Raw genomic sequence first — 14,837 nt, 5'->3', positions numbered from 1 at the left:
ACCACCTAGGGAGTTTAACTGGGTCATTGGTGTATTTCTGGTAACGTTTACCCTGTTGCTCAGTTTCACTGGTTATCTCCTACCTTGGGATCAATTGGCTATGTGGGCGGTTACTGTGGGAACAAATATGGCCAGGGCAACTCCATTTTTGGGAAATGAGGGACCCTTTGCTGAGTATGTTGGGGTCACACCCAGATATGATGCCAGGTCATTGCTTATTGGAGGAAGCCTGGTAGGACCTCCGGCATTATTAAGATTCTATGTTTTGCATTGCATATTCATTCCTTTAATTGCTGGGGCCTTGATGATTGTGCATTTCTGGCGAATTCGTAAAGATGGTGGTATTTCTGGTCCGCTATAGTGGGCATGAATAAGGGGAAATGAAATAATGGCTCAGGCAGCAGCACCCAAGAAAAAAGTAGAAGGCGTTCCAGACAAACTTCACGTTTGGCCTTATCTGGTCAGACTAGAGTTTCTTTGCTCATTGGTAGTAATTATTGCTCTGGCAGTTTGGTCCATCGTAATTGATGCGCCCTTGGAAGAGGCTGCTAATCCGACAAAAACTCCTAACCCATCAAAAGCACCCTGGTATTTCCTGGGACTTCAGGATATTCTCGTTTACTTTGATCCTTGGTTTGCTGGTGTTGTGGCTCCTGTCCTTATTATAGTTGGGCTGATGTTGATTCCTTACCTGGATGTTAATCCTAAGGGAAATGGTTATTATACTTATCATGAAAGAAAAGTAGCTATCTGGGTTTACTGCTTTGGTTTCCTGGTTCTTTGGATTGCGCTTATTATTATGGGGGTTTTTCTAAGGGGACCCGGGTGGAACCTGTTCATGCCATGGCAATATTGGGACCCACATAAGGTTGTAGCTCTTACAAGTGTAGATCTGCCTTATGCTTTTGGGTTTAGAGATTATACATGGTCGGCTATATTTGGCGGTGGTGTGCTTTTAGCTTATTTTGGGATAGGCACGGGTGTTTATTTCTTTATGGAGCGGAAGGCTCTAAAGTCAGTAGGGTTTCTACGTATGTTTTTAAAGATTCAATTGGCTCTTATAATGTTGGGAATAGTGATTAAAATTGTCCTTCGAATTGGGTTTAATATCAAATATATAATGGTTACCCCGTGGATTAGTGTCTAACAAGTTTAAGATTTTTAACTGAAGATAGAGAAAGACATTGGCTGAAGAAGAAAAAAAACCTGATTTTAAAGAAGGAGAATTTGATGAGCATACCTCATACAGTTTTCTTTTTTTCCTCGTCTCAGGGTTGGCCCTATTTGTAACCCTTTGGGCATTCTGGGACGATGAATATGCCCGTCGAGGATTCAAAGCTTATCAGGAGCAGTATTTTAAAGAGCAGTTTGCTATCGCCGAGGGTGAGTGGAAAGCAGTCAATGCTGAAATAGCTGTTACTGAAAAACAGATTAGAGAAAACCTAGCAAAAAAGACTGGCGAACTGGAAGCTTCAGACAATTATCAGCAGTTGGTGGAGGAGGTTCGTCTCAAGCAGATTGCCGTTGATGAGGCAAAGGAACAAAAGAAATTTGCTGGGAGCCGAGTAGACGAAGCCTATTATTATTATAAAAAGGCTATGCATGAAGGGGAAAATTATGATGTGCAGAAGGCAACTTTGCATTCCCTTCAGGATAAGGTAGAGGAATATAAACCCATAATAGATGAGAGACAAAAAATTCTGGAAGAAGCTGAGAACAGGCTTCTTAAGGTAAAGGTAGACCAGCTCAAATTTGAAAAAGATCTTGCCAACTTAACCCGTCAAAAAAGCCAGTTAGAGTTGACAATGGACTACTACAAGCCTTTTCCCTTTTTTTGGCGGCCGGCAGAAATCTTGCAAACTGTTATTCCAGGGTTTGGTAAAAACAGTTTTAAAGAAATTATATATCGGGTTGACAGATGTATGACCTGCCATATTTCTTATCAAGATGAACATTATAAAGATTTTGAACAGCCTCTCAAGACTCACCCTAATCTTGATGTGCTGATAAAAAAACATCCTCCTGAACGAACAGGTTGTACTTGGTGTCATTTGGGACAGGGTTCTGCTACAGCACCAGCTGAACATGCGCATGGTTCTCATCATGAGACAGACCAGACGGTAGAAGTCAATGAGCCGATTTTGCATGGAATCTTTCAGCAGGCAACGTGTAGAAACTGCCATGCAGAAGTTGTCAACTTGGATGGTGCTCCGCTTTTATCCAAAGGAAAAAGACTATTTTTAAAATTGGGATGTCATGGTTGTCACTTGGCTGATGGCTATGCAAATGAGGGGAAAGTGGGACCTCGGCTATATCGAATTGCTAGTAAAGTTGATCCAAGTTGGTTATACCGCTGGATCAAGAAACCCAAAGGCTATCTTCCAAACACGAGAATGCCTGAGTTTGGATTCAATGAAAAGGATTTGATGGGAGTTACAGCCTATCTTCTGGCAGCTTCCGATAAAAATTACAAGCTAGGAAAGAAATTTGAGTCGGGTGATCCTGATAAAGGTAAAAAATTGTTCGAATCAGTTGGTTGTCAGGGGTGTCATGCACTTAATGGACAAGGAGAAAGCTTTGCTCCTGATCTGAGCCGTATTGGCAATAAGGTCAATGCCGATTGGTTGGTGACTTGGATTGGTAGTCCGCATAGTTACAATGCGAAGAGTAAAATGCCTGACCTTCGCCTAAATGGCGAACAAGCTTCTGACATTGCATCCTACCTAATGCAATTTGGTAAGAAAGAAGTTATTCCAGGACTTGAGGCTAAGTTAAAAGATCCTGATGTTATTAAGCATGGAGAAACGGTAGTTCGACGTCGTGGTTGCTTTGCTTGCCATGATATCAAAGGTATGGAAAAAGAGGGACGTATTGCTCCAGAACTTTCAGCTTTTGGAAGGAAAATGTTGATGGAGTTAGAGTTTGGAGACTCGCATATTCCTCATACTTGGGAAAGCTGGGCTAAAACTAAATTAAAAAAACCGGATACCTTTAGGACTGAAAGGGTTTTGGATAAGATGCCTAATTTTCATCTTGCACCAGATGAAATTGATGCATTGGTTGTGCTATTAAAGGGATTTAATGGCACAAAGGTCCCTAATAAATACCGAAAAATTCTTTCTGAAAAAGAAAAAATAATTGAAACAGGCCGAAGGCTGATTACTAAATATAATTGTAAGGCCTGTCATAATGTAGAAGGTGAAGGTGGACGTATACAGAAATACCTAAAAGCAAAAGCTCAATACCCCCCACCGTTGGACATGGGAGATTATCATGTCGGTGAACGAATTAAGAGTTCTTGGTTATATTCATTTTTGAAGGAGCCAACGCCTGTAAGAACATGGATAAAAGTAAAAATGCCCACCTTTTCTTTTTCTGATAAGGAGGTCGCTGACTTAACCGCCTATTTTAATGCATTATCTCCTGACAATGTTAGTTATGAGGCAGGTGTGCATCGAGAAAAAGATGGGGCTATAGCGCAAAAAGGTGCGGAGATGGTTACATATATGGATTGTGGACGTTGTCATGATGATGGCCAAAAGGGTATCGAATTTTCTATTGCAAGTAAAAGGCTTAAACAAAATTGGATACCAAAATGGCTTAAAGACACACGAGCAATGATTCCTTGGACTCCAATGCCATCTCATTGGGTTAAAAATGGTAATCAATATAAAGTGCCGACCAAATTTAGCGAAATTAATTCGGTGGGGGATGTGGACACCCAGGTGAATACCCTGAAAGATCTTATTGTTGCCTATAACACCGCAGAACTCGACTTTGACGTATCTTTGGGTGAGGACGAAGGTGGTGATGATGAGGAAGGGGATGAAGAAGGCGGAGATGAAGAGGATGAAGAAGAAGAGGAATAATCTTGCTCCATCCCATAACAATATATTATGATAATTTGAACGTCAATTAGAGCTAGAAAAAATGGAAAATTCAGGTCTTGAAAACTTTCTTTTAATCGCCACCAAGCCAGACAACATTCCTATTGGAACCATGTTGCTTTTTGTGGCTTGGGTATTCTGGGTTGCTGTTCGTCAGATGGTCAAGCATGACCGCTTGATAAAAGAAGGTAAAAAAGAAAAAATTTGGGATGAAATGATTAAGTAAGTGGCCATTTTCGGGATCATATTCTTAGCTTTTTTTATTGGTATAATCCTGATTGTTTTCCTGAAAAAAACTTCTCCTCCTCCCCCGCAAGAACAAACCAGCTTTGAAAGTCCTTCTGATATACCTGTCTACCTGACTGACCGAGACGCCTTTAAAGCAAAATGTATTGAGTTTTTGGAAAAGTTCAACCTTGAATACACCCATTCTGTTTGGGCCGATGATCATGAGTTGGAAATTGCTATGAATGATGAAACCCCTGTTGTGGGTGGAAGCTACATTGCGCTTTGCATCATTGATCCTCCAGACAAAACAGTCAATGCAATAAAGGTTAAAGGATTTCTTGATACGGTGAAAGGAGAAGGCGCGTCGCGGGGTATATTGATCACTACAGGATACTTTACAAATGAAGCGATGAACTTAATTGAAGATGAACCTGTTGAACTGGTTAATGTGGTTGCATTTATATCTTACCTGAAAAAGTTTGGTATTTACGAACAAACTCCTGAGTCATCCTGAATCAAGAGCCTGAAAATTTGAATTTCTGCAAGCGGCTCGAAACCTCTCTGAAAGATCATAATAGCCAACAAAAAAGTCTCTTGTAACTTACATTGGTTTATCAATGCCTTATGTTATTATCATTACATGAAAATTAGTGAAAAACTCAGATTATCAGCGCCCATTTTTTCTTTTGAATTTTTTCCTCCTAAAGATTCTGAAGGATTCGCGTCTTTATTTGAAACGATAGCTCGTCTTAAGGTCTCGGACCCGGGGTTTGTTTCGGTAACCTATGGAGCAGGAGGGAGTACTCGTTCTAAGACTGTTGACCTTGTTGGGAATATAAAAAATTTCATTGGTCTTGAAAGCATGGCTCACCTGACATGTGTCGGGCACGATCAGCAGGAAATTCGTTCGGTTCTGGAAAGCTTGCAGTCCCGGAATATAGATAACATTCTTGCGCTTAGAGGGGATCCCCCACAAGGTGAAGAAAAATTTTTAAAAACTGAGGGCGGCTTTGAATATGGCAATGAGTTGGTGGCTTTTATTAAAAAGAATTTTTCTTTTTGCGTAGGTGCGGCTTGCTATCCTGAAGGACATGTAGAGTGTAAAGACCTTGATAAGGATATCGAAAATTTGAAGAGGAAAGTAGATAGTGGGGCAGACTTTCTTGTTACGCAATTATTTTTTGATAACAAACATTATTTTGATTTCATGGATAGAGCTGCGAAGGCTAATATTAATATACCGGTTATTCCTGGAATAATGCCTGTTTTGAACCTTAAACAGATAAAACGGTTTACAAAGATGTGCGGTGCAACTTTATCACCTGGTTTGATTAATAAATTTTCCGGGATTGAGGATGATAGTGAAAAGGTCAGGCAAATCGGTATTGCCCATGCAATTGAACAATGTCGGGAGCTACTTGAAAACAAGGCACCAGGCATTCATTTTTATACTTTGAACAGATCCAAGGCAACACTAACCATATTGGAAGCACTTAGAGAGTTCACGTGAATTTCCTGAAAGTTTCATGTATCTCTGTAATATTAAAATGCCTGTGCATGGGTATTTTTTTTATAGTTTGGACCAGCCCGGTAATGGGACAAGGGTCTAAGGTTACAGATGATATGGTGTTGATTCCAGGTGGAACTTTCATAAGGGGATGCAACCGCTTTGGGCCGCAACATGGAGCTCCTGAACAAAAAGTTCATCTGGACGCTTTTTGGATTGATAAGTATGAGGTGACAAATAAAAAATTCGAAAAATTATTTTCTGAGCATTATTTGCGAAGAAGTATTTTTTCTGATTGCGATAATTGCCCGGTTTCAAAGTTAAACTGGTATGAAGCTGCGGATTATTGCCATCTGATTGGAAAAGCTCTTCCTAGTGAAGCTCAATGGGAAAGGGCGGCAGGAAATGGTAATGGCTGCCAGTTCCCCTGGGGCGAAGGTTTTGATCTCATGAAGCCTCTTGCAAGAGGAGGGATTAAGTTGAATGACAAGGCAGCTCCAGTAGGATCTTTTCCTCCCAATTCTAATGGTGTCTATGATATGGCTGGAAATGTCTGGGAGTGGGTCGCAGATTGGTTTTCAGTCAAATTTTATTACACAGATATCCTTCATAATCCCAGAGGGCCAACCCGAGGTGTCATGAAAGTTAGAAGGGGTGGTTCATGGTCGGATTCTGTGGTTGCTATGACATCTGGATACCGGGACTGGAGTTATCCTTTATCCCGGGGTTTTAATGATATTGGTTTTCGTTGCGCGATCAATTTAAAACCTGTTAGAAATTGATATGGTTACACAAGTCAAACTGGATTATATAAACCGGATTATTGATGAGTCGCTTGATGGTGAAGCCTTGGAATTAAATGGTAGATTCCTGGGGGATGAAGGAATTGAGGCCCTGGTCCAGACCAATCGTATTTTTGAGGTAGAAAATCTCGACCTATCAAGAAACAAACTGACATGGCGTGGTGCGCACCATCTGTTCCGTTGTCGCTTGTTTAAAAAGCTGAAACGATTATATCTTGGCGAAAATAATATTTCTGACAAAGGGATAAAGGAATTACCTTCAGCGGATTTCGCTGAGAACCTGTCGCTCCTGGATTTGCGCTATAACAATATAGGGACTGAAGGTGGACTCGCACTTGTTCAATCAGAGAAGTTCAGAAAACTTCAGGTGCTGATATTACAGGAAAATCCAGTAGGAGATGAAACTCTGATAACGCTGGCGAAAGCTCCTGCTTTTGCCAATTTGAGAAAGCTGAATTTTTATCGGACTGAAATTACGCCCAAAGGCATAAAGGTATTGGCAAAATCAAAAGTATTGCAGAGGGTGAAGCATTTAAATCTGGCCCGTAATTATCTGTATTTGGAGTCTGCCAAACTTTTGGCTAACACCAAAACCCTGACCAATGTAGAAAGCCTTTTATTGTTTGATACGGGGATAAGGGATGACGGGGCAAAGGTAATTATGGAATCAGAAGCTTTTTCTAAGTTGAAAACTTTACGCATTACCTGAACACTTGCCTCAGTCAGGAGTATCGGTCGTTCAGCCAAGGCTCTGCTGTGTTGGAATACCCTCTTTTTTCCCAGAAACCCAGTTCATCCTTGTCCCGGAAAATGATCTCTCCAATCCATTTGGCGCCTTTCCAGGCGTAAAGTTGGGGGGTTATCATCCTTACTGGCCCACCATGCTCTCTTGTAAGGGGTTGGTTTTCCCATTCATGGACTAGTAGAACATCGTATTTCATGGCTTCTTCCAGTGGTAGATTGGTTGAGTATCCATCCCAGGCCTTTATGAAAACGAATTTAGCGCTTGGGAGAACGCCGCAGTGTGCAGCTACATCCGAGAATTTAACACCCTTCCATTTATTGTCCAATCGACTCCAAGTGGTGACGCAATGAAAGTCAGAGACATCAGTGGTCTGGGGAAGCTTGAGAAACTCTTCCCAATCAAAGGTTTTGACGGTTTTGACCAGGCCGGATACAGTCAGGTTCCATGAAAACTCATCCAGCTCTGGGGTCACACCAAGATCCAGGACTGGCCAGCTTTCTACCACTCTCTGACCGGGAGGAATCTTAGGGTTGCCATCTCGGTTAAGCTCACCTTCCCCCTGGGGCACTTCATCTTTTAAAGGCTGTTTATCTTTAAAAGCCTTGCGATACTCGATCAACCGCTCCCGTCCCTTGATTTTCTTTGAGTTTGGATCGTATTGCATATAACTTTAACTAATAATCCCTAAACTATTAAAAATAAAATAAACTTTTGACCTGGAAGTTGTTTGTCTGATGGGCTGGCCCCTGTTTGCTCGTTGGTTAAGATGAGATTTAATCCAGTTGGTTACAAATTAAATTGCCTGATTTTCTCAGCGGTTTATTCCAAATATCCCTTGTTCCGTATTCCGGTTTAAAAGCTATTGCTAATAAGGGTTAAGTCATTTTCCAGATTCACCGAATAAGGAGAAGACAGACTTTTACCAGGTGGAGACCCTTCAATATGAAACTTAAAGTCCTTTCTTTTAATTGGCATGAACCCTATTTATGTTTACTCTCACGAACTGATCATCAATTCCTAATCGTAGAACCTGAGATTGCCCCGGGCCATTTCCGAAGATGGGATGAAAATATGCGCCCTGTTCCAGAAAACGTTTCAATAATTTCTAAAGAAAATGCCCGGCAAATGCTGGAGCTTGGTGAACTTGATCTTATTATTGCACACAATATTAAAGATCTAATAGAAGTTAAGGACTATTCACTCCCCAAAATTGCCGTATTCCACAACTGTTTATCTACCGAAATTGCTTTAGGAAAAGATAAGGTGAACAGGCAGGAATATTTAAATCAAATAAACCTTCTTCTAAGGGATGTTAAAAATGTGTTCATATCTGAGAGGAAAAGACAGGATTGGGGATTGGATGGTGAACTGATTTTGCCGGGAATAGATATTTCTGACTATGGGGGATATAGGGGGGAAAGGGATACTGTGCTGCGGGTAGGAAACTTAATGCAGGAAAGAGATTTGATGATGGGGTATTCAGACAGTCAGAAGATAGTGGGGGAGCATCCTGTGACAACTCTAGGCATCAACCCCAATATTCCAAATTCCCGCTTGTCGGAGGGGTTTCAAGATTTACTGGAAAACTTCAGAGGATGCCGTGTATTCATCAACACTACGGTGGATGAATATGAAGATGGCTATAACCTCAGCATGCTTGAGGCTATGGCAACCGGAATGCCGGTGGTCAGTTCATGGAACAAGTCCTCCCCCATTGAGGATGGTAAAAATGGATATATTTCCAGGGACTTTGATTATCTAAATGAGTGCATTGACTTTTTATTAAAAAATCCGGAAGAAGCTCGCAAGCTGGGCAAGCAGGCCCAGAAAACTGTTCAGGAAAAATTTCCATTAACCAGGTTTGTTCATTCCTGGCAGAAGGTTATCCAACAATCTGCTCTTGAATTTCTTGAGAGAACAGGAGTCAATTTACAGAATAAGGACATTCCTTTTCAGGAAAAAGTTCGCAAAAATGTATTGATGGATTTTGTATCTTATCCTGCCACAACCGCCCACTATCTGGAGAGAGCATTCAGGAAAAATCATAATGTCATCACCTGTGGTTCTCAAATAAATGAAGATATTGTCAAACTATGGAACCTGGAAGCTCTTAACTGGGAAGTAACCCCACAAGATATATACAGGGGTAATGAGACTACTTTGCAAGAAGTGATGGGGTGTTTGCCTGATGAATGGAAGCCAGACTTTTATTTATGGGTTGAAACGGGCTTGAGTGATATCCCGAGAGATCTGGGTCAGCACAAATTGCCAAAGGTTTGTTACCTCATTGACACCCACATAAACTTTGACAGGCATCTTGAAGTTGCCAGGAGTTTCGATTTTGTCTTTTTGGCACAAAAAGCATATGTGCAACCCATGATCCGGGCTGGAATAGATAATGTAATGTGGTTACCTCTTGCTTGTGATCCTGAAATACACGGAAAAGTTGAGCTTCCCAAAAGTTGTGATGTTGGTTTCGTAGGGTCGATATCCTCAAAGCCAGACCGTCGCAATCATCTATTGGGAAGAATAAATAAACAATTTGAACTGGATTGTCAGAGAAAATTCATGAATGAAATGGCTGAACATTTTAGTAAATCTAAAATTGTATTTAATAATGCCATCAACAATGACCTCAATATGAGAGTTTTCGAGGCTTTGTGCAGTGGCAGTCTTCTGGTGACTGACCCTGCAAATGGAAGCGGCTTAAAAGAGCTTTTTGAAGACAAGGAACATTTGGTTGTTTATGACGATGATCAACTTGAAGAAACTATTTCTCATTATCTTGTTAATGATGTTGTCAGGGAAAAGATAGCAGCCCAGGGTAGGAATGAAGTGTTGGCAAGACATACTTATGAACATCGCATAAATGAAATGATACAAATTCTTGATAATAGAATAGAAGGTAGCAATGAGTCTGAATCACAGGATGATAAATCTTCTTCATATTATCAGAATGTCAGGCATGACTTGATTCCTCTGGTTCCTGATGATGCCAAATGCATTTTAGAGGTGGGGTGTGCGGCTGGAATGACTGGCCGGGAACTCAAAAAACGTTCAGGAGCCTTTGTGGCGGGAATAGAGATGAATAACAAAGCCGCCTGTGCTGCTAAAAATGTTCTGGACGATGTGGTTCAGGGAAATATAGAGGATATAGAGCTGCCTTATAGCAAAAATTCTTTTGATTGTATTTTGTTTGCAGATGTTCTGGAGCATTTAATTGACCCTCTTTCTGTTTTGCAAAAAGTACGCCCATTAATGAAAAATAAAGGAACAATTGTGGCAAGCATACCCAATGTTCAGTTTCATGGGGTGGTTCATCAATTAATCGAGGGAAACTGGACCTATGAGAAGGAAGGAATACTTGATGAAACCCATCTCAGGTTTTTTACCTTCAAGGAAATCGAAAAACTCTTTTCACAGGCTGGATATTCTATAGCGCGTGTTGATGAAGTTCTGGACCCGCAATATGAGAAACTCTCAGATCAAAATGCCACATCGCTTAATTTTGGCAGGACGCAAATTAAAGACTTGACTGCTGAAGAGATTAAAAGATTCTTCGTATTTCAGTATCTGGTTGTTGCAAATCCATTAAGCTCTAATAAAAATGAGGTGGAAGATATGTTGCAAGGTGAAAAGCGGGAATCACAAATTAAAAATTTATTTTTGGAAGCATCTGAGGTGCTGGAATCAGGTGAGTTTGAGATCGCCTTAAAACTTTATGGTGAAATTTTAAACCTGTCTCCAGACAATGCAGGTGCACTCGTTGGAATGGGTGATTGTTATATGAAGCTCCAGCTGCCTGACAATGCAGAGAGCTGCTATGAAAATGCATGTTTAAAGGAACCTGATAACGACAAAGGCTGGTTAGGATCTGGATTGCTGGCACTTTACAAGGGTGATAACAAGAAGGCTGATATTTGTTTTAATAAATGTCTGGAAAATAGCGCAGCTAATGATAAAGCTTTTTGTGGACTAGGTATGGTGAGAGTTAATAGAGGTGATGTTGATGGTGCTTATGATTATTTCTGCAAGGCTTTGGATACAAACCCGGAAAACCTCTCAGCTTGTAAATCCCTTATGGAACTTTCCTATAAGATAGAACAGTTTGGCGAGATTGAAATATATTTGAATAAATTTATAGACCTTCATCCTGCCGATCTCAATATGCGATATGGTCTGGCTGGAATTCAATATAAGAATGGCAAGCTTGAGGACTCAATTAAAAACCTGGAATACATTCTTGCTTTGGATTCAGCGCATGAGCCAGCCCGGGAGCTGTTAGAAAATGTTCGTGCTGATGTCGTATTGACAAAATAACTTCCTTGATATGGATTTTTTCAAACAAAACCTGGAGCTCCTGCAAGAATCCGATCCAGAACTTGCAAGGCGTGTTGCGGAAGAACCCTTCCCTGAGAGTGTGAAAGTCGTTCAATCAAAAGACGGCTTTCCTGTGCCTCAGGTTGCTGGAGTAACTTTGCACAGTCAGTATCGCCCTTTAGATGAAGGATTGAAAACGACAGCAGACTTTGCTTTCAACCCGGAACAGAAGACAATTATTTTTGGTTTGGGGTTTGGTTATCACATTCGGTCCTTACTCAATAAGCAAGAGATGGCGCTGACCGTTGTCGAACCATTGTTACCCGTGTTCAGGGCTTTTATGTCGTGCATTGATATACGGCCTTTTATAGAGAAGGTGCGGTTCCTGGTGGGAGAGACACCTGCTTGTTTGCTTGCCCGGCTCGAACCTGGTGACTGGAAAATTTTTAAGCATCTTCCTTCTATAAGAATTGGCGAGGTTTATTACGACAGGCTTGATGAGGGTATAAAGGTTAGAAGTCTGCTTCAGGAACGCACGCTTAGGGTGATGATTGTTAATCCCGTCTATGGAGGTTCTTTACCAACCGCTCATCATTGTGCAGGCGCTCTCAGAAATTTGGGACATGAGGTGGCTACGGTAGATTGTGAAGCTTTTGAGCAGGGCTTTTTCTCATTAAAGAAAGTCACACGCAACCCTGAAAACTCTGAAATACTCTCCCAAAACTTCATGAAGTTTATGGGGGAAATAGCAGCCGCCAAGGCAGCAGAATTTCAACCTGACATCATCCTGTCTCTTGCCCAGGCACCGCTTACTCCAGATGCAATTCAAAAACTCAAAATGTTAAACATTCCAGTTGTTTTCTGGTTTGTAGAAGACTTCAGGACCTTGCCATATTGGAAAGAAATTGTTACTGCCTATGATCACATTTTCACCCTGCAGGATGGTGCTTTTCATGACGAGTTGAGATCAAAAGAAGTAAGGGATTGTTATTATCTTCCGCAGGCCTGCTACCCCGATATTCACAAACCTTTGGCTAGCTTCGATATTTATTCAGCAGATGTTTCATTTATGGGAGCTCCCTATCATAACAGAGTTCATTCCTTTCCCAGGTTGATGGACCTGGACTTCAAAATTTGGGGTGAGGGGTGGAATCCTGAAACGCCTCTGGGGCGCCATGTGCAAAATAGTAAGAAACGTGTTTCAACAGAAGAGTCGGTTAAAATTTATAACTCTGCAAAAATAAATCTCAACCTGCATTCTTCCACCTATCACTATGGTATTAATCCGGATGGTGACTTTGTGAACCCGAGAACTTTTGAGATTGCCGCATGCAGGGGCTTCCAACTTGTGGATCAAAGAAAAGACCTGTCACGCATGTTTAAGGTAGGTGATGAAATTATAGCCTTCGAGTCAATGGATCAAATGAGGGCGCAAATTGATTATTTCCTTGCAAGGCCGGAAGAAAGGAATGCAATAGCTTTGAAAGCGTATCAACGTGTTTTAAGGGAGCATACTATGGAACATCGTATGCAAGAACTATTGATACACGTTTTTCTGGATCGTAAAGAGGCTCTTGATTCCCTGGGTGAAAATGATAGAGATCCCTTGGATTATTGTGTTGAGCAGGCAGGTGAGAATACGGAACTGGGGAAATACCTGAAACAGTTTAAAGGTCAGCACCCTTTCTCTTTAAAGACAGTAATAGACCATATTTATAGAGGTGAAGGAGCTTTAGATAGTAAAGAGTCCATATTTCTAATGTTAGACCAGATTTTAAAGGAGAAAGATTGATCGTGGCTGAAAATATTTTAATTCTCAGCATGACTCGAATGGGAGACATGATACAGACAACCCCTTTGATCAGGGGATTAAGGGAGAAGTATCCTCATTCAAAAATTACTCTCCTGGTGACCAGTGATTTTGCCACCGCAGTCCCCCTCATACCCGATGTTGATGAATCAATTGTTCTCAACTTTAAACAGTTTACGATCAGCGAAGACTGGGAAGATCAATCATGGATAAAAGTATACCGTTATATTGAGCAATCTCTTGAGGCTATAAAGAATGAAAATTATGACCTGTTAGTAAACTTAAGTCATTCGAAATTCAGCGCGTTAATGGTTGGTTACCTGGGTATAAAAAATGTCATCGGTTTTCATTGCAATGAATTTGGAAATCGTATGACAGGACACCCATGGATGCAATATTTTGGCATTGAGGTTTTTAATCGTACTTTTAATGAATTTAATCTGGTGGAAATTTTTTCAGCAAGTGCAGGGGTTGATGTAAAGGGGCGATCTATAGAAGTACTTCAGCCACCCAACCAGCCATCACTTGATGATTTTTCAGATGAAAACTCTGAAGAAATGTTGATTGGTATTCAGGCGGGTTCAAGCCTGGTTGGTCGTCGATGGCCCACCCGGTATTTTGCGGAACTTGCTGATTTGCTGATTGAAAAAACCAGCGCGAAAATTATCATGTTTGGGGTGCAGTCTGAAAATGAGATTGCAGAAGAGGTGATCAACCTTTCAAAAAATAAGGACAGAATAAAGAATCTAGCAGGTAAAACCAGTATCAATGAATTGGCCCAGTTGCTTGAGAAATGCAAATACCTGGTTACCAATGATACGGGTACAATGCATTTGGCTGCAGCTCTTGGAACAAAAATAGTGAGTCTGTTTTTCGCCCATGCGCACCCTTATGAAACGGCTCCTTTTGCTCCCGGGCATTTAATTTTTCAGGCGGGAGTTTCCTGCGCGCCATGCAGCTATGGAGTCCATTGCAATAATATTGTCTGTGTTGACAAAGTGCTCCCTCAACATCTTTTCTCTGCGATAGAAAATCATATTAAAACTCAGTCATGGGTCCTTCCGGAGGAAATCGGGTCTGAATCGGAAGTGAATGTATATGAAACGGAATTTGACTCAAACATGAATTTTAGGCTGCGGCCCCTGGTTGAATATAAGCTTGAAATGAATGATTTGATCCGGTCATCTTATACTCTTCTGTGGAGGGCAGTTCTTGAAGGTGAGAATGATGTGAGTGATCAGCTTATAAGTAATACTTGTGAAAACCTTTCAAGGGAATATGATTGCTCTGATATTGAGCTGATTGATGATCAGTTAGAAAAGAAACTTATAGTAATAGACGATATTGCGAAGGTGGCTCATTCGGGGCAAAGCCTTTGCGGAAAAATTATCAAAGGTTCTTCAAAAAATTACCCACAGAAAATAAAAAAATTTGGCGAGAAACTCACTGAGTTAGACCGGGAAATTGAAGTTATGGGAATGAGTAATCCGGAGATTAAACCGTTGACCGACATGTTCAGTAAAAGAAAGGAAAATGT

12 protein-coding genes are annotated in these 14,837 nt (G+C 41.0%); 11 read left to right on the top strand and 1 reads right to left on the bottom strand.

Annotated elements, in window-relative coordinates; translation table 11 throughout:
• From F3741_10675 to F3741_10640, 8 genes are all read left to right on the top strand, one after another.
• A partial coding sequence (locus tag F3741_10675) for a cytochrome B6 (protein ID MZG31245.1) occupies nt 1-361 on the top strand: 361 nt, incomplete at its 5' end.
• A 27-nt stretch (nt 362-388) separates the two neighbouring features.
• Complete coding sequence (locus F3741_10670) at nt 389-1,147, top strand: cytochrome C (GenBank protein ID MZG31244.1); 759 nt, start codon at nt 389-391, stop codon at nt 1,145-1,147.
• A gap of 37 nt (nt 1,148-1,184) precedes the next feature.
• Nucleotides 1,185-3,869: a c-type cytochrome gene (locus F3741_10665; protein ID MZG31243.1), complete on the top strand. Its 2,685-nt coding sequence runs from the start codon at nt 1,185-1,187 to the stop codon at nt 3,867-3,869.
• Nucleotides 3,870-3,930: 61 nt separating this feature from the next.
• Entirely contained in the window at nt 3,931-4,113 is a 183-nt protein-coding gene (locus F3741_10660) for a hypothetical protein (protein ID MZG31242.1), read from the top strand.
• A complete protein-coding gene (locus F3741_10655; GenBank protein ID MZG31241.1) occupies nt 4,114-4,629 on the top strand; it encodes a restriction endonuclease in 516 nt (171 codons plus the stop codon).
• 126 nt (nt 4,630-4,755) lie between these two features.
• The gene (gene metF / locus F3741_10650; GenBank protein MZG31240.1) at nt 4,756-5,625 is read left to right on the top strand and encodes a methylenetetrahydrofolate reductase [NAD(P)H]; all 870 of its coding nucleotides are present in this window, start codon (nt 4,756-4,758) and stop codon (nt 5,623-5,625) included.
• Between the two features lie 47 nt (nt 5,626-5,672).
• Nucleotides 5,673-6,404, top strand: a complete 732-nt coding sequence (locus F3741_10645; protein MZG31239.1) for a formylglycine-generating enzyme family protein — start codon at nt 5,673-5,675, stop codon at nt 6,402-6,404.
• A 1-nt stretch (nt 6,405) separates the two neighbouring features.
• The gene (locus F3741_10640; GenBank protein ID MZG31238.1) at nt 6,406-7,134 is read left to right on the top strand and encodes a hypothetical protein; all 729 of its coding nucleotides are present in this window, start codon (nt 6,406-6,408) and stop codon (nt 7,132-7,134) included.
• Nucleotides 7,135-7,147: 13 nt separating this feature from the next.
• Here F3741_10640 and F3741_10635 read toward each other — a convergent pair whose 3' ends face one another.
• The gene (locus F3741_10635; GenBank protein MZG31237.1) at nt 7,148-7,834 is read right to left on the bottom strand and encodes a sulfite oxidase-like oxidoreductase; all 687 of its coding nucleotides are present in this window, start codon (nt 7,832-7,834) and stop codon (nt 7,148-7,150) included.
• A 278-nt stretch (nt 7,835-8,112) separates the two neighbouring features.
• Here F3741_10635 and F3741_10630 point away from each other — a divergent pair, with 278 nt between their 5' ends.
• The 3 genes from F3741_10630 to F3741_10620 form a co-directional block, all read left to right on the top strand.
• A complete protein-coding gene (locus F3741_10630) occupies nt 8,113-11,490 on the top strand; it encodes a glycosyltransferase (protein ID MZG31236.1) in 3,378 nt (1,125 codons plus the stop codon).
• Nucleotides 11,491-11,500: 10 nt separating this feature from the next.
• On the top strand, nt 11,501-13,282 hold the full coding sequence (locus tag F3741_10625) for a glycosyltransferase (protein ID MZG31235.1): 1,782 nt from the start codon (nt 11,501-11,503) through the stop codon (nt 13,280-13,282).
• Between the two features lie 2 nt (nt 13,283-13,284).
• The coding region (locus tag F3741_10620; protein MZG31234.1) for a glycosyltransferase family 9 protein at nt 13,285-14,837 on the top strand (1,553 nt) is incomplete at its 3' end.

This window comes from Nitrospinota bacterium (assembly GCA_009873635.1).
Lineage (GTDB): Bacteria > Nitrospinota > Nitrospinia > Nitrospinales > VA-1 > LS-NOB.
The sequence above is the reverse complement of the archived record's forward strand: the minus strand, read 5'-3'. Positions and strand labels throughout refer to the sequence as shown.